This window comes from Xanthomonas sp. NCPPB 1826, from assembly GCF_056725285.1.
In genome coordinates, this window is sequence record NZ_CM161521.1 from 3589949 (window position 1) to 3611091 (window position 21143).

The following is a 21143-nucleotide window of genomic DNA, read 5'->3' on the forward strand; positions in this document are numbered from 1 at the left end:
CTCGGGCAGCGTGTCGGCGTTACGCAGCTCGCCGCAACGCGCAGCCAATCGCGGTTTACAAGGCGCAGACGTTGCTGCGAAGGCGCGCTCAGGCGCCGCGCGGCGAGAACATGATGATCGCCATGCCGAGCAGGCAGCAGACTGCGCCCAGCAGATCCCAACGCGTCGGCGTCACCCCGTCCACCCACCACAGCCACAGCAGCGCACTGGCGATATAGACCCCGCCATAGGCGGCATACACGCGGCCGCTGGCATCTGGATGCAGGCTCAACAACCAGACGAAGACGGCCAGGCTCAGCGCCGTCGGCAGCAGCAACCAGATGCTGCCGCCCTTGCGCAGCCACAGATACGGCAGGTAGCAGCCGACCAGCTCGGCGACGGCAGTGGCCGCGAACAGCAACAGCGTGGTCGGTACAGCAGTCATGCGCGGCCTGGCTTGTCGACGCCTTGCTTGCCAACGTCGGCATGCTGCAGCTCCGGAGTGTCGCGCGCCTGATCACCGGCCGCGGGCGCGTCGGTGGCAGGTGCCGCGGCAGCCTGACCGAGAGCGGACGGATCACCGCCGCGTTCTCCGCGCTTGACCTGTTGCCACAGCGCCTCCTGCTGCTGCAGCGACAGCGCGGCCAGGGAGGTGCCGTCCGCCTGTGCCTGCGCTTCCATCGCGCGAAAGCGGCGCTCGAACTTGAGATTGGCATGGCGCAGCGCCGCACCCACGTCGACCCTGGCGTGGCGCGCCAGGTTGGCGCAGACGAACAACACATCGCCGAGCTCGTCTTCCAGCCGCGCCTGGTTGTCGGCGACCGGGCCACGCGCGAACTCCACGCGCAGTTCCTCGATTTCTTCCTGCAGCTTTTCCAGCACCGGGGCCGGGCCGGGCCAATCGAAGCCGACCCGCGCCGCACGCGCCTGCAGCTTGGTGGAGCGCTGCCATTCCGGCAGGCCGCGTGCGATGCCGGCAAGTGCGGAGTCGTCCTGATGGCCGGCCGCGCGACGTTCGTCGCGCTTGATCTGCTCCCAGTTGGCGCTCACCGCCTGCGCATCGTCGGCACGTTGCTCGGCAAACACGTGCGGGTGGCGACGCACCAGCTTGTCGCTGAGCGTGGCGACCACGTCGGCGAATCCGAATGCGCCCTGCTCGGCGGCCATCTGCGCGTGGAAGACCACCTGCAGGAGAAGGTCGCCCAGCTCGTCGCGCAGAGCCGGCAGGTCGTTGCGATCGATGGCGTCGGCGACTTCGTAGGCTTCTTCGATGGTGTACGGCGCGATGCTGGCGAAGGTCTGCTCCACATCCCACGGACAGCCGTGCTCACGATCGCGCAGGCGCGCCATCAGCTGCAGCAGGCGCTGGAGGTCGCCGGTCGGCGGGGACTGAGACATGGTGTGTTCCTGGCAGGTGTGGTGCAGTGGAGTGGCGTGCCCGGGCGATGCCGCAGGCACGTGCCGCGTCACCTGGCGGCAGGCGATGGGCAGGGACCGCATTGAACATGACTGCATCGGGAGTGCGCGCAACTGCCGGATCCAACCGGCGAGCGCGCAAGCGGCGGTCGGCGGTGCTCACACCAGCCAGCTGCGCCACGGCAGATTGGGATCGCCCAGCGCGATGAAATCGCCATTGAGCAAGGTGTCGCGGCGGTTGTAACGGAACGGTTTGCCGGTGCCGCCGGCCAGCAGCACACCGCCGGCGGCGTGCAGCACGCACTGGCCGGCTGCGGTGTCCCACTCGGAGGTGGGGCCGAAGCGCGGATACACGTCCAGGTCGCCTTCGGCGATGCGGCAGAACTTCAACGACGAGCCTTGCGCGACCACATCGATCTCGCCCATGCGCTCCAGCGCGGCAGCAGTGCGCGCATCGCGATGCGAGCGACTGGCCGCGACCCGCAGCGGCGTGGCTGCCGGCGTGCGCGTGTGCAGCATTTCGTCGCGGTCGCCATCGCGGCGGTAGGCGTTCTCGCCCCGTGCGGCGTACCAGACCCGGCCATCGACCGGCGCCTGCACCACGCCGAGCACCGGTGCGCCCATATGGATCAGGGCGATGTTGACGCTGAACTCGCCGTTGCGCTTGACGAATTCGCGGGTGCCGTCGAGCGGGTCGACCAGCCAGTAGCTGGTCCAGAACTGGCGGTCTTCCCAGGCCACGTGCGCGGATTCTTCCGACAGCACCGGCACGTCCGGGGTGACCCGGCGCAAGCCTTCGACGATGACACGGTTGGCGGCAAGGTCGGCCTGGGTCAGCGGGCTGGCGTCGTCCTTGATTTCGACCGCAAAATCCTGCGCATAGACATCCATGATCGCCGCCCCCGCTTCGCGGGCGATGGCGATCACGGTTTCGCGCAGTTCCATCGGGATGCGGATCATGGGTTGCGCTCCAGCCACTCGCGCGCAATGAACAAGGCGGCCAGCGAACGGCCTTCGGAAAAATCTTCGCGCAGCATCAATTCGTCCAGACGGGCGATCGGCCAGGGCACCACCTCCATCTCTTCCGGCTCGTCGCCCACCAGGCGCTCGGGATAGAGGTCGCGTGCCAGCACCAACCAGGATTGGTGACTCATATAAGTAGGAGCGAGCGTCATCGCACGCAGCACCTGCACCTGGCGCGCGCCGTAACCGGCTTCTTCCTTGAGCTCGCGGTCGGCGGCCTGCTCCGGCGTCTCGCCGGCATCGATGCGGCCCTTGACCAGGCCCAGCTCGTAGCGATGCACGCCGGCAGCGTACTCGCGCACCAGCAGCACGGTCTGCGCGTCGAGCATCGGCACCACCACCACCGCGCCGTGGCCCTGGCTGAGCTGGCGCTCGTAAAGGCGACGCTCGCCGTTGGAAAATTCCAGATCCAGCTGCTGGCGACGGAACGGCCCGTCACCCAGATCGGTGATCTTGTGGATGGTTGGCAGGCGCGGACTCATGCGTAGCACGCAGCGGCGGAGCCGACCGATAGAATAGGCGTATGCATCGACATGTTCATGAGCCCGAAATCCTAGCAGACCCGGCAGCCTCTCAAGCTGACGAACATTGGCGGCAACGCGATCTTGAGGTGCTGTGGCACCCCTGCACGCAGATGCGCGAGCACCCGCACACACTTCCGCTGGTGCCGATCGCGCGTGGCGATGGTGCGTGGCTGATCGGCCACGACGGTCGCCACTACCTGGACGCGGTCAGCAGTTGGTGGACCAACCTGTTCGGCCATAGCGAACCGCGCATCGGCGCCGCCATCGCGCGCCAGGCTGGCGAACTGGAGCAGGTGATGCTGGCCGGCTTCACCCATGCGCCCGCCGTACAGCTGGCCGAGCGCCTGTTGGCGATCGCGCCGCGCCAGGCCGGCCGCGCACCGTTGTCCAAGGTGTTCTATGCCGACAATGGCTCGGCCGGCGTGGAAGTGGCCTTGAAGATGGCCTTCCACTACTTCCATAACCGCGGCGAGCACCGCCGCACGCGTTTCGTCGCGCTGGAAAACGGCTACCACGGCGAGACCATCGGCGCGCTGTCGGTCGGCGACATCCCGCTGTATCGGCGCGTGTATGCGCCGTTGCTGCTGGAGTCGATCTTTGCGCCCTCGCCCGATGCCTACCTGGCCGAGCCCGGACAGAGCGCGGAAGACTACGCACTGCAGGCGGCCGATGCGCTGCAGGCGGTGTTCGAACAATCGCCCGGCGAAATCTGCGCGCTGATCCTGGAGCCGCGCGTGCAGTGCGCAGGCGGCATGCGCATGTATCACCCGGCCTATCTGCGCCGCGCACGCGAACTGTGCGACGCGCATGGCGCGTTCCTGATCGCCGACGAGATCGCCACCGGCTTCGGCCGCACCGGCAGCCTGTTCGCCTGCGAACAGGCCGGGATCATGCCCGACCTGTTGTGCCTGTCCAAGGGGCTGACCGGCGGATTCCTGCCGCTGTCGGCGGTGCTGGCCACGCAGCAGTTGTACGACGCATTCCTGGACGACTCGCGCGAACGCGCGTTCCTGCATTCGCATAGCTACACCGGCAATCCGCTGGCATGCGCCGCCGCGCTGGCAACCCTGCAGATCTTTGCAGACGACGATGTGATTGCGCGCAACCAGCGTACCGCCGCGCACATGACCACGCTGGCTGCGCAGATCGGCGAACACCCCGCGGTGGCCGACGTGCGCCAGGCCGGCATGATCGTGGCGTTCGAACTCACGCAGGGCGGTGACAAGCGCACGCCATTTCCGTCTGCGGCGCGGGTGGGTCTGAAGGCCTATCGCGCCGCACTCGACAAGGGCGTGGTGCTGCGCCCGCTCGGCGACGTGCTGTACTGGATGCCGCCGTACTGCGTGGACGACGCGCAACTTGCGCTGCTGGCTGCGACCACCCGCCACGCCATCGAGGAGGCCGTTGCATGCGCCTGACCCGCTCCCATGTCGCACTGCCGCTGCACTGCGACCAGGAGGTGACGCTGCCGGAAGAGTCGGCCAATCACCTGCTGCGTGTGCTGCGACTGCGCGAGGGCGATGCCTGCGTGCTGTTCAACGGCGACGGCAGCGACTACCACGCGCGCATCACCCTGGCCGGCAAACGCGAGGCGCGCGCACTGGTGGAACGTGCCGAGCCGCTGCGCAACGAGTCGCCGTTGTCGATCACCCTGATCCAGGGCATCGCGCGCGGCGAGAAGATGGATCTGATCCTGCAGAAGGCCACCGAGCTGGGGGTGACGGCGGTTGTGCCGGTCAACGCCGAGCGCACCGAGGTCAAGCTGGATGCGGCGCGCATGGAAAAACGCCTGGCGCATTGGCGCAGCGTGGTGGTGTCGGCCTGCGAGCAGTCCGGACGTGCGCGCATTCCCACGGTCGCTGCGCCGCACGGCCTGCAGGACGCGGCGCAGGCCAGCGATCCGCAGGCGCTACGGCTGACGCTGGACCCGCACGGAGAGCATCGCCTGGGCAGCCTGGCGCTCGGCGCGCAACCGCATGTGATCGTGGCGATCGGCCCGGAAGGCGGCTGGTCGCCGCGCGATCGCGCCATCCTCGCCGATGCCGGTTTCAGCGGCCTGCAACTGGGGCCGCGCATTCTGCGCACCGAAACCGCGGGGCTGGCGGCGATTGCGGCGCTGCAGTCGCGGTTCGGGGACTTATAGCGCCACGACATCGTAGGAGCGCACCTGGGCGCGACCTGGCGTTATCGGGAATGCCTCGTCGCGCCCGGGTGCGCTCCTACGAAGGATGTGGAGTTGATCGGTTTGGTACAGCTAGCCTGGTGCACTTGGCGATGCGCGAGGCTCAGCGGCCGTGCTGCAGGAACCAGCTGGCCGCGCCGATCACACCGAGCTGGCCGTGCTCGACGATGCTCACCGGCACCTGCTCCAGCGCCGGACGCAATGCGCCCTTGTCGAGCAGACGTGCGACGAAATCGCTTGCGGCCACGAATGCGGCGATCTGCGGCAGGAATCCACCCGCCAGATAGACACCGCTGCGCACACCATAGAGCAGCATCATGTCGCCGACCACGCTGCCCATGAAGCCGCAGAACGCCTGTAGCGCATCGCGTGCCAGCACGTCCTCGCCAGACAGCGCGGCGGCGGTGACATAGGCCGGGCTGGCGTGCAGCGCCGGCACGCCACGCAGCGCGGCCAGTGCGGTGTAGAGATTCAACAGGCCCGGGCCGGAGAGCAGGTGCTCGGTGGCCACATGCGTGCGGGTGCGACGCAGCTCCTGCAGCAAGGCCACTTCCAGATCGCTGACGGCGGCAAGCGCGGCGTGGCCGGCCTCGGTCGGCAACACCACCGGATTGGCGCCGTTGGGAATCCACAACGCCGCGCCCAGGCCGGTGCCCGGGCCCAGGATCAGCGCCGGACCCGGCGCACCCTGCGGCGGGCCGGACAACTGCAGGACCTGATTGCCGACCATGTAATTGGCCGCATGCGCCACAGCCTCGAAATCGTTGACCAGATGCAATGCCTGCATGCCGAGCTGGCGACGGATCTGCTCCGGCGCCAGCACCCACGGCAAGTTTGCGGTGATCACACTGCCGTCTTCCAGCGCATACCCGGCGCTGGCGATGACGCCACGCTGCACCGGTGCACAGCCCAGCTCCGCAAAGAACGCGGCCATGATCTCGGCCAGGCCCGGGTAGTCGGCACACCGGTACTTGCGGTAGTCCAGCACCGTGACCGGTTGGCGTGGATCGGGGCTTTCGCACACCAGCGCCAGACGCACATGCGTCCCCCCCACGTCTGCGGCAACGAAGGTGTCGGGGCGCGGAAAGGCCACCGCTTCCATTGGACTGCTTGCGCTCACGCATTCTCCTGATAAGTGGCCGCGGGCTGGCGTCATGCCCGTTGTCCGACGAACGGTAACGGGGTAGACAACGTTGTCAGTAATCGCTTTGTAACGCAACCGTGGCGATCACGATTTAAACAGGATGCCGCTAATCTCATCATCCACTAAAAATCCGCATCCATGACAGCGATTTCAGCACAAATCAGGGTCCGCCATCTGCATAGGCGTAATTCCCCATAGAAACAGCTGATCGCGACGCGGCGCCACTCTTGATGCGTTGCGCAGCCGCGTCGGTGCAGTGCGCGGCATCACCAACAAATGCTGCATTGCAGCGCAATCGCAGCCGCTTCAGAGATCTGTGACGATGTGTTGACAACGCTGTCAACGCTACGCGAGACTCGATCCAAATCGGGGTTCTGGCAGGAGGGGCCATGGACTGTTCGGTACTCAGGAACGGGCTACTCCCTCGCCGGTGCATTCCAGATTCGTGAGCGGGACATCACCCGATGTTCGACTCACTGAAGTCGCATTCGCTCTACCGCTTCACCACACGGGGGACACCTCCTCTACCACGCGAATCACCCGGGCCCGCCTCTTGCGACGCGTGCCAGTGCGATCACCGCGATCGGTCAGGGCGTGTTGTTTTGCCGGCCACGCCGAGCGCGTGACGCCTTTACATAGGCGGCGCGCTCACAGCACTAACCAACGAGGTTTAGCCATGCACAGCCGCACCACGACGTTAGCACTCTGTATTACCGCCGCTCTGTACTGCTCCGGCTCTGCAATGGCTGCCGGACAAGAACAACAGGCTCCTGCCGCCACGCCGTCGGCGACCACCGAGCTGGATACCATCACCGTCACCGGTTATCGCGCATCGCTGGAGAAGAGCCAGTCGGTCAAGCGCTCGGCCAACTCGATCGTCGATGCGATCAGCGCCGAAGACATCGGCAAGTTCCCGGACATCAATGCCGCCGAATCGCTGTCGCACCTGCCGGGCATCAGCGTCGACCGCCAGTTCGGCGAAGGCGAAAAGGTCAGCATCAACGGCACCGACCCGGCCTTGAACCGCGTGCTGCTCAACGGCCAGACCATCGCCTCGGGCGATTGGGGCGGCAACCCGACCGACACCAGCGGCCGTACCTTCAACTACACCCTGCTGTCGCCGGAAATCATCGGCCTGATGGAGGTCTACAAGACCCCGGAAGCGCGCATCGACGAAGGCTCGATCGGCGGTACCGTGATCGTGCACACCCGCAAGCCGCTGGACCTGCCCAAGAACACCATCCGCGGCTCGGTCGGCTACAACTACAACGACCGTTCGGAAGAAGGCAATCCGCGCGGCTCGGCGCTGTGGAGCTGGAAGAACGACGACGAGACCTTCGGCGCGTTGATCTCCGCCACGCATGACAAGCAGGACCTGGCACGCGCCGGTATCGAATACTTCGGCTACACCACCGGCCAGGGCATTCCACCGACTGCCACCATCACCGGCGACGGCAGCGATGTGGCTACCGCACGCGTTCCGGCCGGCATCAGCAGCGCGTTCTTCCAGCAGACCCGCGAACGCAGCGGCGTGCAGGGCGCACTGCAGTGGAAGCCGAACGAGCAGAACGAGTTCAACCTGACCGGTCTGTACATCAAGGGCAAGTACAACAACTTCAGCCAGGCGCGCTACGTGTGCCCGGCATGTAATGACGACCGTCAGAAAATCACCAGCGCCAACGTGGAAAATGGTGTGGTGACCTCGGCCATGGTCAGCGATGGCGCCGCCGGGCAGCCCTACGCGCAGCTGGATGCGAACTACCGCGAAAGCACCGTCACCACCAAGAGCCTGAACCTGCGCCACGACTGGTCCGGCGAGAAGTGGGTGTTCACCAGCCAGGTCGGCAGCACGCAGGCCACCGGCGGCAAGAACCCCGAGTACTTGATGAAGTTCCTGATGCAGGACGGCGGCTACAACTACGCCTTCGACGGTCAGAACACCTCGGTGAACTACGACAACGGCGGCGCCTCGAACTGGGTGTTGCCGGGCAATCCCGCAGGCCTGGCACCGGGTCAGCAGGGCAATATTCCCGGCACCAACACCGGCATCATGCAGGCCGGCGGTATCGCGTACCAGAAGAGCAAGGACGAGGAAAAGTACTTCCAGTGGGATGCTTCGCGCGATCTTGAGTGGGGCCCGTTCACCAAGTTGCAATTCGGCTACAAGTACATCAACCACAACAATGGCGTGGACGCGCGCGGCAACCGCATCAACTCCACCGATGCGGTCTCGCTGACGCAGTTCAATCCGGGCAGCACGCCCAGCAGCCTGTACGACGGCCTGGGCGCCAGCGGCGACCTGACCACCTGGCCGACCGCCAACCTCAATGCCGTGCGCAACTATTTGTTGTCGCAGCCGCAGGGCCCGTACCGCACCGATTTCGGCGCCTCGTTCCAGGTCAAGGAAATCACCCAGAACGTCTACACGCAGTTGAACTTCGAATCCGGCCAGTGGCGCGGTAATGTCGGGGTGCGCCTGGTCGACACCACCGACAAGTCCGAGTTCTGGCAGAGCAACGACGGCGGCACCAACTTCGACCGTGTCGCCGAGACCAACGACTATCGCAAGGCGCTGCCGAGCTTCAACATCGCCTACGACATCACCGACGACACCGTGCTGCGCTTCTCGGCGGCCAAGGTCATCGCACGTCCGCGCTACGCCGATCTGGCGGGCACCTTCACCATCAACAGCGGCACCGGCGATCTGACCGCCAATGGCGGCAACCCGGATCTGAAGCCGTACGAATCCACCAACTACGACCTGGCGGCCGAGTGGTATTTCGCTCCGTCCAGCATGTTGTCCGGTGAAGTGTTCTATCGCGACATCAGCTCCTACATCGTCAGCACCACCACCACCCAGCAGCTGAATCCGGCACCGCCGGCCATTGCCGGCCTGTATCAGGTGACCACGCCGGTCAACGTGTCCGATGCCAAGGTCAAGGGCGTGTCGGTCAACTACCAGCAGACCTTCGGTCTGGGCTTCGGCTTGCAGGCCAACTACACGTTTGCCGAATCCGATTCCAGCTCCGGCTTGAACCTGCCCTACCTGTCGCGCGACACCTACAACGTGATCCCGTACTGGGAACACGGCGACTGGACGGTGCGCGTGAACTACAGCTACCGCTCCAAGTATTTCACCCAGATCGGCCGCCTGGAATCGCGTGACTTTGCAGATGCCTACAAGCAGCTGGATCTGAATGCCTCGTATCAGATCACCGATTACATGGGCATCACCTTCGGCGCGACCAACCTGCTCGATTCCACCTATCGGGTCTTCAGCAACACCCGTGATACCCCCACGGCGTTCTACAAGAACGGCCGCGGTTATCAGGCCCAGTTGAACTTCAAGTTCTGATGTAGCACCGGCGCGCCACCGACCCTCCACGGTGGCGCGTTTTTTTTGAGCTGTGCGTTACATGCAGCGCACCGCTCGATGTTGTACCAAGGAGTGGTACTGGCCACGCCCCTTCGCGGTTGAGGGAGCATGGCCAGGCCCGCTTTTGCCATCCACGTGCCGGCTGCGCTGCAACCGACATGTCTCGCTTGAAGGAGTGCAGTTCCCATGACGACCGATAGCCGCCCCGCGGCTCCATCCCGCCGCCACGCCGGAGCTGCACCCAGAACGCGAATGCTCGCGCTCGGTCTGCTGCTCGCGTTGCCTGCTGCCACGCTCAGCGCGCAATCGCCCACCGCGCCTACCGCCACCACGCTCAGCCCGGAACAGATCGACCAGCAGTGGCTCAGCGCCACCGCCAAGTACGCACCCGAACGCGAGCGCCTGGTGCGCGAAGCCGAAGCCGGCGCACGCAAGGGTCCGTTCCGCCCCGACTGGGCTGCACTCAAGGCCTATCAATCGCCGGCGTGGTACGACAACGCCAAGTTCGGCATCTTTATCCACTGGGGCGTGTTTTCGGTGCCGGCGTTCGGCAGCGAGTGGTATTCGCGCAACATGTACCTGGAGGGCTCCAAGGAATTCGCCCATCACGTGGCGACCTATGGCCCGCAGGCGCGCTCCGGCTACAAGGATCTGATTCCCAAGTTCACCGCGCCCAAGTTCGATCCGAATGGCTGGGCCAAGCTGTTCCGCGAATCCGGCGCGCGCTATGTGGTGCCGGTGGCCGAGCACCATGACGGCTTTGCGCTGTACGACTCCAAGTTGTCGGACTGGACCGCGGTCAAGATGGGTCCCAAACGCGATCTGCTGGGCGAATTGTCCAAGTCGATCCGCGCGCAGGGATTGCACTTTGGGCTGTCCTCGCACCGCGCCGAGCACAACTGGTTCTTCGATGGTGGGCGCAAGTTCGATTCGGACGTCAACGACCCGCGCTATGCCGCGCTGTACGGCCCGGCGCAGGTGCGCCTGCCGGGCAAGGACGACGCCGATGTGGCCAACGACTGGACGCCGGTGTCGCAGGCCTGGCTGGACGACTGGCTGGCGCGTACCACCGAGCTGATCGACACCTATCAGCCGGACCTGATCTATTTCGACTGGTGGATTGCCCACCCCACCTTCCGCAGCAGCCTGCCGACCATGCTGGCTTACTACTACAACCAGGGCGCGGCGCGCACCGAAGCCGATCGCGGTGTGGTGGTGAACTACAAGCTGGGCGCGTTTCCGGAAGGGGCCGGCACGCTGGACATCGAGCGCGGCCAGCTCACCGGCATCCATCCCACCCATTGGCAGACCGACACTTCGGTGAGCAATGCGTCGTGGGGCTATATCGAAAACGACACCTACAAGTCGCCGACTTTCATCATCCACATGCTGGCCGATGTGGTGGCCAAGAACGGCAACCTGATGCTCAACATCGGCCCGCGTGCCGATGGCTCGATCCCGGATACCGAGCGCGGCATCCTGCTGGCGATCGGCAAGTGGCTCAAGACCAACGGCGGCGCGATCTACGACAGCAAGCCGTGGCGCGTGTATGGCGAAGGCCCGACCGAGGTGGTTGGCGGCACCTTCCAGGACGTCAAGACCAAGCCCTACACCGCCGAGGATTTCCGCTTCACCACGCGCGATGGCGCGCTGTACGCGATCGAACTCGGCTGGCCGGCCGGCGGCAAGGCGGTGATCCGCTCGCTCACACCGGCCGACGGCGTGCGCGGCGTGACGCTGCTGGCCAACGGCAAGAAGGTGCCGTTTGAGCAGCAGGCCGACGGCCTGCATCTGAGCCTGCCGGACAAGCCGGTCGGCGAGCACGCCTACGTACTGCGCATCGATCTTTCTTCTTCCTCCACCCCCTGACGGATGCTGTTTTCATGAGCAAGCGATTGACCTGGATCCTGCTGGCGCTGGCGCTGGTATGCGCGCCGGCCCTGGCCAAAACCCCCACGGCGTTGTTCTATCTGATGAACACGCAGAAATCGACCAACTCGTTCCTGGCCAATGTCGACAAGATCGACGTAGTGGTGCCGACCTGGTACGGCGTCGACCAGAACGGCCTGGTCAACGGCACGCCCAACATGTACCTGTACGACATCGCCAAGCAGAAGAACCTGCGGGTGATGCCGATCCTGTCGATGACCACCGGGCGCGACGGCTTCCACAAGCTGATGCACGACGAAGCCGCCAAGAAGCGCATGATCGAATCGCTGCTGATCCACGGCAAGCAGCACAAGTACTATGGCTTCCAGTTCGATTTCGAGAACATCGCCTGGACCGACCGCGACGCCTACACGCTGATGGTCAAGCAGACCGCCGATGCGCTGCACAAGGCCGGCTTCAAGATGTCGGTGGCGGTGGTGCCCAATGCCCCGGGCCATGCCGAAGGCGGCCAGTTCTCCAAGTGGATGTGGGAATACTGGCGCGGCGCGTACGACCTCAAGGCGCTGGGCCAGGCCGTGGATCTGGTCAGCATCATGACCTACGACCAGCACACCCGCTGGACCACGCCGGGCCCGGTCGACGGCATGGTGTGGATGAAGAAGCACCTGGATTACGCGATCACCCAGGTGCCGAAGGACAAGCTCTCGCTCGGCATCGCCACCTACGGCTACCGCTGGTACACCGGCAATCCGGTCAAGGAGGACGGCACCGAGGCGTCGAACATCTCCGCCACCTACATCGATGCCGACGAATCGTTCCCGCTGGCGATCGAGCAGAACGCCACCGTGCAATGGGATCCGGTCGAGCAGGAATCGTGGTTCTACTTCTACCGCGACGACATGCGCGAGTGGGTGTTCCGCCCGGATGCACGCAGCTTCAAGGCACGCTACGACCTGGTGAAGCAGTACGGCCTGGAAGGTTTCAGCTGCTGGGTGCTGGGCGCCGAGGACCCGAAGGTGTGGGACGAGTTGCCGACCGCGCAGCGCTGACCGCGTCATCGCACTGCTGCACGACATGACGGGCGCGGTCGGTGTTCGCATCGGAATGCATCCACTGCAAGCCGATGCGAACACCGCCCGCGCCCGTTCTTCCACACGCCATGCGGAGCGCGGTCGCTGCGCGACACCACACACCGCGCACCCCGACGAAGCGTGCGCCAGTCCCTGCGCCATCCGGCACGGCTTTGCTACTGTGCGTGGCTGCCGTATCTCCCCCGCCATACCGGGATGTGATTGCATGATGTCGAACTCCGCACCGAGCCTGCGCTCACCGTTATCCGGGCCGCCGTCGCCGCCCAGCCTGTCGTCGCGCCTGCTGTCATCGCACCGACGCTCCTCGTGCCTGCTTGCAATGGCGCTGACGGCGATGGTGCTGGCGGGCTGCGGCCAACGCGATGCAGCGACCGCACCCGCAGCCAACCCCGGCAATACCGCAACACTGCCTGCGACCACCGCACCGCTGCCCCTGATTCCCGCCCCGGCCGAAGCCAGGCGCGGCACCGGCAGTTTCCGCGTCGGCACCGGCACGGTGATCTCCATTCCCACCGGTAACGCCGAAGTGCGCCGCAGCGCCGAGTCGCTGGCCAGCCTGTTGCAACGCACCCGCGGCCTGACCCTGGAAGTGCGCACCGAAACCAGCGCCTCGCCGCACAGCATCCGCCTGGAGCGCACCCCGCAGGCGCCGGTGGCACACAAGGAAGGCTATAGCCTGGATGTGGACGACAATGGCATCCGCATCACCGCGCGCGATGGCGGTGGCCTGTTCTATGGCGCGATCAGCGCCTGGCAATTGATGACGCCGGATGCGCGCAAGGGCGATGTCGCCGTACCGGCGGTGGCGATCCGCGACTGGCCGCGCTTTGGCTGGCGCGGCCAGCATCTGGATGTGGCCCGCCACTTCCACGACGTGGACACCGTCAAGCATGTGCTGGACGCGATGGCCGCGCACAAGCTCAATGTGCTGCATTGGCATCTCACCGACGACCAGGGCTGGCGCATCGAGATCAAGCGTTACCCCAAACTCACCGAGGTCGGTGCCTGGCGCACTCCGCCCGGCGCCGGCCAGCACGGCACGCCCGAGCGCTATGGCGGTTTCTATACGCAGCAGCAGATCAGCGAGATCGTCGCCTATGCGGCGCGCCTGCACATCACCGTGCTGCCCGAGCTGGACATGCCCGGGCATGCGCAGGCCGCGGTGGCCGCGTATCCGGAAGAAGTCGGCGTGCCCGGCCAGCGCACGCAGGTGGGCGTGGACTGGGGCGTCAACCCGTACCTGTTCAACACCAGCGAACGCAGCCTGAGCTTCATCACCAACGTGCTGGACGAGGTGCTGACCTTGTTCCCGTCGGCGTATATCCATATCGGTGGCGATGAGGCGGTCAAGGATCAGTGGGAAGCCTCGCCCGCGGTGCGCACGCAGATGCGCAAGCTCGGGGTCAAGGACGCGCACGCGATGCAGGGCTGGTTCAACGAACAGCTTGCGGCCTACCTCACCCAGCACGGCCGGCGCATGATCGGCTGGGACGAAATCCTCGAAGGCGGCGTGCCGGCCAGCGCCTCGGTGATGTCATGGCGTGGCACCGACGGTGCGGTGACCGCCGCCAGGCAGGGCCACGATGTGGTGCTGGCGCCAGGCGACTGGCTGTACCTGGACAACCTGCAGACCACGCGCAGCGACGAACCCAACGGCCGCCTGACCGTACTGCCGTTGTCCAAGGTCTACGCCTTCGACCCGGTGCCCGACACACTGACCGCCGAGCAGGCCACGCATGTACTCGGCGCGCAAGGCGCGTTGTGGTCCGAATACATTCCATCGCGCTGGCATGTGGATCACGCGCTGTTCCCGCGTCTGTCCGCCATCGCCGAAGTGACCTGGTCGCCGGTGGCTGCCCGCAACTGGAAGGATTTCCTGGCGCGCCTGCCGGCGCAGTTGCAGCGCTACAAGGCGCTGGGCATCGACTACAGCGACGGTGCCTTCGCCGCCGATATCGCCCTGGAAGGCGGCCCCAACCCGGTGCTCGCTGGCGGCCCGGCCAAGGTGGCACTCGGCACCCAGGCCGGTGCGGGCACGCTGCACTACACCGTCGACGGCAGCGATCCCACACCGGCATCGCCACGTTATGCGGCGCCGTTTACGATCCAGCTGCCGACCACGGTCAAGGCCACTGCCTTCGATGCCGGCGGCAGCGCGCTGGCGGCCACGCGCAGCCGTACTTTCGATCGTGCCGGGTTGTCGCGCGTGGACACCCAGGGCCTGCGCGATTGCGTGGACACCGGTGCGCTCGGCCTGCGCCTGCCGCTGCTGCCGGAACTGACCGCTGCCGACACGCCGGTCTACAACGTCGACCTGTTCCATGCCTGCCGGCTGTATCCGCAGGCGCGCCTGGATGGCGTCGGCGCGATCCGGATCGAGGCCGCACGCCTGCCGAACAATTTCGGCCTGGCCCACGAACAATCCAAGGTGGTGCAGTACCCCGCCAAGACGCGCCGCGGCGAGCTGGAAGTACGCCTGGGCTGCGAGGGCGAGCTGATCGCCAGCGTGCAATTGCCCAACAGCGCCACGCTGGGCGAACAATTCACGCTGGAAACCGCACTGCCTGCACGCACCGGCATCCACGATCTATGCCTGCGCTTCACCGCGCCGATTCGCGGCCCGCTGTATGCCATCGGCGCCGTCCAGTTGATTGAAACCACCGCGCAGGCGCCCCCCGCCGCCACGCGCTGATCCATCCAAGGAGAGTCATCCATGCCCCTGTCCCGTCATCGTTGCGTTCCCGCCCCCGCCCGCCTCGGGCTTGCCCTGGCCTTTGCCATCTCGCAGGCCTGGGCCGCGCCGCCCACCGCGACGCCCCTGGACAGCGGCTGGCAGGTGCGGCTGGTGCCGGGCCAGGAGCAGGCCAGAACCTATCCGAAAGCAGCGGCGTGGTTGCCGGCGCAGGTGCCGGGCGCGGTGCAGACCGATCTGATCGCCGCCAAGATCGTGCCGGACCCGTTCTATCGCGACAACGAAGGCAAGATCCAGTGGGCGGGCCTGAGCGACTGGCAATACCAAACCCGCTTCAACGTGGATGCGGCCACGCTCAAGCGCGAGCATGTCGAGCTGGTGTTCGACGGCCTGGACACGTTTGCCGAGGTCACCCTCAACGGCAAGCCGCTGCTCAGCGCCGACAACATGTTCCGGCAGTGGCGCGTGGATGCCAAACCCCTGCTCAAGCGCGGCGACAACGTGCTCGAGGTCAAGCTGTTCTCGCCGATCAAGAAGATCCAGCCGTGGCTGGCCAAGCAGCCGTACGCGCTGCCGGGCGCCTACGATTCCGCCTTCGGCGACGAGCCCGAATCACGCCACAGCTCCACCTACGTGCGCAAGGCGCCGTACAACTTCGGTTGGGACTGGGGCCCGCGCATGGTCAATGCCGGCATCTGGAAAGACGTGCGCGTGGAAGCCTGGGATGCGGTGCGCGTGGACGGGCTGCATATCGCCCAGCAACGCGTGGATGCCGACAGTGCGCAATTGCAGGCGCAGCTGGAACTGCAGGCGGGCCGCAGCGGGCCGGTGCAGGTGACGCTGGACGTGCTGGGCCCGGATGGGCAGAAAGTTGGGCAATTCACCCAGCAGGCGGTGGTCGACCCCGGCCAGAACCGCATCGATCTGCCGGTGCGCATCGCCAAGCCCAAGCGCTGGTTCCCGGCCGGCTACGGCGCGCAGGACCGCTACACCTTCGTGGCCAGCGTGCGTGATGCCGATGGCGACAGCCAGCAGATCAAGCGGGTCACCGGCCTGCGCTCGGTGGAGCTGCGGCGCGAGAAAGACAAGTACGGCAAGAGCATGGAGATCGTGATCAACGGCATCCCGATCTTCGCCAAGGGGGCCAACCTGATCCCGCTGGATGCGTTCCCCGCGCGCGTGAGCCCCGAGCGCATGCGCAGCACCTTGCAGGACGCGCGCGATGCCAACATGAACATGCTGCGCATGTGGGGCGGCGGGCATTATCAGGACGACCGCTTCTACGAGGTGGCCGACGAGCTGGGCATCATGATCTGGCAGGACTTCATGTTCGGCGGCGCGGTGCCGCCGTACGACGTGGAGTTCCGCGAGAACACCCGGCAGGAGGCGATCGAACAGGTCAAGCGCCTGCGCGACCATCCCAGCATCGTGCTGTGGTGCGGCAACAACGAAGTGCAGACCGGCTGGGAAAACTGGGGCGACCGGGTCAAGTTCAAGCAGTCGGTGGACCCGGAAGAACGCAGCCGCATCGAGCGCGGCATGACCACCTTGTTCGGCACCGTGTTCCGCGAAGTGGTGGCCACCTACGACAGCGACGTGCCGTACTGGTCCACCTCGCCGGGCACCAACTTCGACGGCGCCGCCGACCAGGCCAACGATGGCGACATGCATTACTGGAAGGTCTGGGGCGGCCCTGCGCTGCCGGTGACCGAATACCTCAACGTCACCCCGCGCTTCATGTCCGAATATGGCCTGCAGTCGTTCCCGGACATGCGCACCGTGCGTGCCTTCGCCGAACCCGGCGACATGGATCCGGAATCGCCGGTGATGCGCGTGCATCAGAAGTTCGACAAGGGCAACGGCAACAAGCGGCTGATGCTGTACATCCGCCGTGAATTCGGCGAGCCCAAGGACTTCGAGAGCTTCGTCTATTTGAGCCAGCTGATGCAGGCCGAAGGCATCAACCTGGCCGCCTCGCATCTGCGTGCATCGCGCCCGCAATCGATGGGCTCGTTGTACTGGCAGCTCAACGATGTGTGGCCGGGTGCGTCGTGGTCCAGCGTGGACTACTACGGCCGCTGGAAGGCGCTGCACTATCACGCCCGCCGCTTCTACGCGCCGGAGCTGATCGCCGCACTGCGTAACGACAAGGGCCAGACCGAGGTGTCGCTGGTCTCCGACCGCACCACCCCGCTGGCCGCGCGTTGGCGCATGCGGGTGATGAGCATGGACGGCAAGCTGCTGAGCAAGCGCGAGGAAAAGGCCACCGTCAAACCGCTCAGCAGCCTGCAGGTGGGCAACTTCAGCGACAAGCAGTTGCTGGGCAGCGCCGACCCCAAGCGCAGCTACGCGGTGTTCGAGTTGTTCGACGGCGACAAGCTGCTGTCGCGCGAAGTGGTGTTCTTCGCGCCGGCCAAGCAGCTGGCGTTGCCGGCCGCCAAGATCGACAGCCAGTGGCGCGCCGATGGCGATGGCTATGCGCTGACGCTGTCCAGCAACACGCTGGCACGCGAGGTCTGGCTATCGTTCGGCGATGTGGATGCCACGCTGTCGGACAACGCGTTCGACCTGCTGCCGGGCGAGCCGTTGACCGTGCACGTGAGCAGCAAGGCCGCGCTGGCGCAGTTGCAGTCCAGGCTGCAGGTGCGCGATCTGGCGAGCACGCTGGCCGGCGCGCCGCCGGAGCCGGCCGAGACGAAGTAAGCCGCGCCGGGAACAGGCGTCGGACGATGGCGCAGCGCTCGTCTCAGGGCGCTGCGCCATACGCAAAGCCGGCGCGTGGCGTAGTGACTGCAGTCCCGGGCGCAGGTCGTATCCGATTCGGCGTCCGATCAGTAACTACCACTGCGCCAAGTGTCACCAACCGCTGCCCGCGGTCTCGCTGCGGGCAATCCAAGAACAACGCGTGACGGCCACCCGCCGCCCCGCAGGAGTGAGCAGATGTCGTTGTCCGTGTTTCCATGCCGCCTGGCGGTCGCGCTGAGTCTGGGTCTGGGCCTGCCGCTGGTCGGCGCGCCGGCGTTGGCCGCAACACAACCCGATGCGACGCCGGAGCAACGCGCCGCCGCGCTCGTCGCGCAGATGAGCCGCGAGGAAAAAGTCGCGCAGGCGATGAACGATGCACCGGCGATTCCGCGCCTGCGCATCCCCGCCTACGAATGGTGGAGCGAAGGCCTGCACGGCATCGCACGCAATGGCTACGCCACGGTGTTTCCGCAGTCGATCGGTCTTGCCGCCAGCTGGAATACCGCGTTGATGCAGCAGGTGGGCACGGTGGTGTCGACCGAGGCGCGCGCCAAGTTCAATCAGGCCGGCGCCCCGGGCAAGGATCACAAGCGCTATGCGGGCCTGACCATCTGGTCGCCCAACATCAATATCTTCCGCGACCCGCGCTGGGGCCGTGGCATGGAAACCTACGGCGAGGATCCCTTCCTCACCGGGCAATTGGCGGTGGGCTTCATCCGCGGCTTGCAGGGCGACGATCTGGAACACCCGCGCACCATCGCCACGCCCAAGCACATCGCCGTGCACAGCGGCCCGGAGCCTGGCCGGCACAGCTTCGATGTGGACGTGTCGCCGCGCGATGTGGAGGCGACCTATACGCCCGCCTTCCGCGCCGCCCTGATCGACGGCCAGGCCGGCTCGGTGATGTGCGCGTACAACTCGCTGCACGGCACACCGGCCTGCGCGGCCGACTGGTTGCTCAACGGCCGCGTGCGTGGCGACTGGGGCTTCAAGGGCTTTGTGGTGTCCGACTGCGATGCGGTGGATGACATGACCCAGTTCCATTACTTCCGCCCGGACAATGCAGGCTCGTCGGCTGCAGCGCTCAAGGCCGGCCACGATCTGAATTGCGGGCATGCCTATCGCGAACTCGGTACGGCGATCGAACGTGGCGAAGTGGACGAAGCCCTGCTCGACCAGTCGCTAGTGCGCCTGTTCGCCGCGCGCTATCGCCTGGGCGAACTGGAAGCGCCGCGCAAGGATCCGTATGCAAAGCTCGGTGCCAAGGATATCGATAACGCCGCCAACCGTGCGCTGGCGCTGAAGGCCGCTGCCGAATCGATCGTATTGCTCAAGAACGAGGCCGGCACACTACCGTTGAAGGCCGGGACGCGGCTGGCAGTGATCGGGCCGAATGCCGATGCGCTGGCAGCGTTGGAAGCCAACTACCAGGGCACCTCGTCCACGCCGGTCACCCCGCTGCTCGGACTGCGCCAGCGCTTCGGCGCGCAGCAGGTCAGCTATGCGCAAGGTGCGCCGCTGGCCGCGGGCGTACCCGGCATGATTCCGGAAACCGCGCTGCGCAGCGACGGCAAGCCGGGCTTGCGTGGCGAATATTTCGATAATGTCGAGCTGGACGGTGCGCCGCGCACGGTGCGGCAGGACCGCACGGTGAGTTTCAACTGGGATCAGGTCGCCCCCGCAAAGGGCGTGCCGGCCGATCACTATGCGGTGCGCTGGAGCGGCGAGTTGTTGCCGCCGAGCGCGGGCGACTACACGCTGGCGGTACGGGTGGCGCGCTGCTTCGACTGCGCCGGCCACGACCCGGTGCGGCTGTACATCGACGACAAGCTGGTGGTCGCCGGCAATGCCGAAGACAAGCATGTGCCGGCCGGCATGCACAACGCCGACGGCCGCAGCGTGGAAACCGTGCTGCACTTCGACGACACCCGCCCGCGCAAAATCCGCCTGGAGATGGAACACCGCGGCCAGGACCAGGGCGTGCGCCTGGAGTGGCTGGCACCGGCGGCCGCGCAGCTGGCCGAGGCCGAGCAGGTGGTGGCGCAGGCCGATGCGGTGGTGGCCTTCGTCGGCCTGTCGCCGGATGTGGAAGGCGAGGAACTGCGCATCGATGTGCCCGGCTTCGACGGTGGCGACCGCAACGACATCGCCCTGCCCGCCCCGCAGCAGGCGCTGCTGGAACGGGCCAAGGCCTCCGGCAAGCCGCTGGTGGTGGTGCTGATGAGCGGCAGCGCGGTGGCCTTGAACTGGGCCAAGACGCATGCCGATGCGATCGTGGCGGCGTGGTATCCGGGCCAGTCCGGCGGCACCGCGATCGCGCGCATGCTGGCCGGCGACGACAACCCCGGCGGGCGCCTGCCGGTCACGTTCTATCGCTCCACCAAGGACCTGCCGCCCTACGTCAGCTACGACATGAAGGGCCGCACCTACCGCTACTTCAAGGGCGAGCCGCTGTTTCCGTTCGGCTACGGCTTGAGCTACACCAGCTTTGCCTACGCCGCGCCGCAGCTGTCCACTGCAACCCTGCAAGCCGGCAGTCCGTTGCAGGTGACCACCACCGTGCGCAACACCGGCACGCGTGCCGGCGACGAAGTGGCGCAGGTGTATCTGCAGTATCCGGATCGCCCGCAGTCTCCGTTGCGCAGCCTGGTCGGCTTTCAGCGTGTGCATCTGAAGCCCGGCGAGCAGCGCACGTTGCGCTTCACCCTGGATGCGCGCGCGCTGAGCGATGTGGATCGCGCCGGGCAGCGTGCGGTGGAAGCCGGCGATTACACGCTGTTTGTCGGCGGTGGCCAGCCCGGCACCGGCGCGACTGGCGAGGCCGCAGCGTTCTCGATCTCGGGGCGTTCGCCGTTGCCGAAATAAGCGGGGCATCTGGGTGACCCACAACAGGCGTCGGCTGTCATGGCCGGCGCCTGTTGCATGATCTGCGCATGCTGCGTTGCATCGCAGGATGCAGGCACTGCGACTGCGCGAGACGGAATTGGTGATCTATCTGCAGGCAATACGAGGATCTCCGCACACACTTCACACCTACTTGACAGAGCCCAAAACGCGGTCTATCACTACCCACAGTCGGCA

General features: G+C 66.1%; 13 protein-coding genes. 8 read left to right on the plus strand and 5 right to left on the minus strand.

What is annotated here, in order from left to right; genetic code table 11:
* Positions 1 to 88 precede the first annotated feature (88 nt).
* The 4 genes from AC1PLA_RS15245 to nudE form a co-directional block, all read right to left on the minus strand.
* A complete protein-coding gene (locus tag AC1PLA_RS15245; RefSeq protein WP_481104860.1) occupies positions 89 to 424 on the minus strand; it encodes a YnfA family protein in 336 nt (111 codons plus the stop codon).
* Positions 421 to 1377, minus strand: a complete 957-nt coding sequence (gene mazG, locus AC1PLA_RS15250) for a nucleoside triphosphate pyrophosphohydrolase (RefSeq protein WP_481104861.1) — start codon at positions 1375 to 1377, stop codon at positions 421 to 423. The genes AC1PLA_RS15245 and mazG overlap by 4 nt, the downstream gene beginning before the upstream one ends.
* 177 nt (positions 1378 to 1554) lie before the next feature.
* Positions 1555 to 2355, minus strand: a complete 801-nt coding sequence (cysQ, locus tag AC1PLA_RS15255) for a 3'(2'),5'-bisphosphate nucleotidase CysQ (RefSeq protein WP_016905000.1) — start codon at positions 2353 to 2355, stop codon at positions 1555 to 1557.
* Positions 2352 to 2900, minus strand: a complete 549-nt coding sequence (gene nudE / locus AC1PLA_RS15260; protein ID WP_016905001.1) for an ADP compounds hydrolase NudE — start codon at positions 2898 to 2900, stop codon at positions 2352 to 2354. Before nudE ends, cysQ begins: the two co-directional genes overlap by 4 nt.
* 41 nt (positions 2901 to 2941) lie before the next feature.
* Between nudE and bioA the strand changes: the two genes are divergently transcribed.
* Positions 2942 to 4360: an adenosylmethionine--8-amino-7-oxononanoate transaminase gene (gene bioA, locus AC1PLA_RS15265; RefSeq protein WP_047129116.1), complete on the plus strand. Its 1419-nt coding sequence runs from the start codon at positions 2942 to 2944 to the stop codon at positions 4358 to 4360.
* Positions 4351 to 5085 carry a 16S rRNA (uracil(1498)-N(3))-methyltransferase gene (locus tag AC1PLA_RS15270; RefSeq protein WP_481104862.1) on the plus strand — a complete coding sequence of 245 codons (735 nt, stop codon included), beginning with the start codon at positions 4351 to 4353 and terminating at the stop codon, positions 5083 to 5085. The genes bioA and AC1PLA_RS15270 overlap by 10 nt, the downstream gene beginning before the upstream one ends.
* 142 nt (positions 5086 to 5227) lie before the next feature.
* Here AC1PLA_RS15270 and AC1PLA_RS15275 read toward each other — a convergent pair whose 3' ends face one another.
* Positions 5228 to 6226: a glucokinase family protein gene (locus AC1PLA_RS15275; protein WP_481106209.1), complete on the minus strand. Its 999-nt coding sequence runs from the start codon at positions 6224 to 6226 to the stop codon at positions 5228 to 5230.
* Between the two features lie 718 nt (positions 6227 to 6944).
* Here AC1PLA_RS15275 and AC1PLA_RS15280 point away from each other — a divergent pair.
* From AC1PLA_RS15280 to AC1PLA_RS15305, 6 genes are all read left to right on the plus strand, one after another.
* Complete coding sequence (locus tag AC1PLA_RS15280) at positions 6945 to 9623, plus strand: TonB-dependent receptor (protein WP_481104863.1); 2679 nt, start codon at positions 6945 to 6947, stop codon at positions 9621 to 9623.
* A gap of 207 nt (positions 9624 to 9830) precedes the next feature.
* Positions 9831 to 11513, plus strand: a complete 1683-nt coding sequence (locus AC1PLA_RS15285; RefSeq protein WP_481104864.1) for an alpha-L-fucosidase — start codon at positions 9831 to 9833, stop codon at positions 11511 to 11513.
* Positions 11514 to 11527: 14 nt separating this feature from the next.
* Entirely contained in the window at positions 11528 to 12583 is a 1056-nt protein-coding gene (locus AC1PLA_RS15290) for a glycosyl hydrolase family 18 protein (protein WP_016903894.1), read from the plus strand.
* 247 nt (positions 12584 to 12830) lie between these two features.
* Entirely contained in the window at positions 12831 to 15317 is a 2487-nt protein-coding gene (locus AC1PLA_RS15295) for a family 20 glycosylhydrolase (protein ID WP_481104865.1), read from the plus strand.
* 21 nt (positions 15318 to 15338) lie between these two features.
* Positions 15339 to 18020, plus strand: coding sequence for a beta-mannosidase (locus tag AC1PLA_RS15300; protein ID WP_167705728.1), 2682 nt, complete (start codon positions 15339 to 15341; stop codon positions 18018 to 18020).
* A 237-nt stretch (positions 18021 to 18257) separates the two neighbouring features.
* Entirely contained in the window at positions 18258 to 20927 is a 2670-nt protein-coding gene (locus AC1PLA_RS15305) for a glycoside hydrolase family 3 C-terminal domain-containing protein (protein ID WP_481104866.1), read from the plus strand.
* Positions 20928 to 21143 lie beyond the last annotated feature (216 nt).

What these genes read in the sequence shown, in the direction of transcription:
- AC1PLA_RS15245 (WP_481104860.1), bottom strand. Translation starts at nt 424, where the DNA reads ATGACTGCTGTACCGACCACGCTGTTGCTGTTCGCGGCCACTGCCGTC.
- mazG (WP_481104861.1), bottom strand. Translation starts at nt 1,377, where the DNA reads ATGTCTCAGTCCCCGCCGACCGGCGACCTCCAGCGCCTGCTGCAGCTG.
- cysQ (WP_016905000.1), bottom strand. Translation starts at nt 2,355, where the DNA reads ATGATCCGCATCCCGATGGAACTGCGCGAAACCGTGATCGCCATCGCC.
- nudE (WP_016905001.1), bottom strand. Translation starts at nt 2,900, where the DNA reads ATGAGTCCGCGCCTGCCAACCATCCACAAGATCACCGATCTGGGTGAC.
- bioA (WP_047129116.1), top strand. Translation starts at nt 2,942, where the DNA reads ATGCATCGACATGTTCATGAGCCCGAAATCCTAGCAGACCCGGCAGCC.
- AC1PLA_RS15270 (WP_481104862.1), top strand. Translation starts at nt 4,351, where the DNA reads ATGCGCCTGACCCGCTCCCATGTCGCACTGCCGCTGCACTGCGACCAG.
- AC1PLA_RS15275 (WP_481106209.1), bottom strand. Translation starts at nt 6,226, where the DNA reads ATGGAAGCGGTGGCCTTTCCGCGCCCCGACACCTTCGTTGCCGCAGAC.
- AC1PLA_RS15280 (WP_481104863.1), top strand. Translation starts at nt 6,945, where the DNA reads ATGCACAGCCGCACCACGACGTTAGCACTCTGTATTACCGCCGCTCTG.
- AC1PLA_RS15285 (WP_481104864.1), top strand. Translation starts at nt 9,831, where the DNA reads ATGACGACCGATAGCCGCCCCGCGGCTCCATCCCGCCGCCACGCCGGA.
- AC1PLA_RS15290 (WP_016903894.1), top strand. Translation starts at nt 11,528, where the DNA reads ATGAGCAAGCGATTGACCTGGATCCTGCTGGCGCTGGCGCTGGTATGC.
- AC1PLA_RS15295 (WP_481104865.1), top strand. Translation starts at nt 12,831, where the DNA reads ATGATGTCGAACTCCGCACCGAGCCTGCGCTCACCGTTATCCGGGCCG.
- AC1PLA_RS15300 (WP_167705728.1), top strand. Translation starts at nt 15,339, where the DNA reads ATGCCCCTGTCCCGTCATCGTTGCGTTCCCGCCCCCGCCCGCCTCGGG.
- AC1PLA_RS15305 (WP_481104866.1), top strand. Translation starts at nt 18,258, where the DNA reads ATGTCGTTGTCCGTGTTTCCATGCCGCCTGGCGGTCGCGCTGAGTCTG.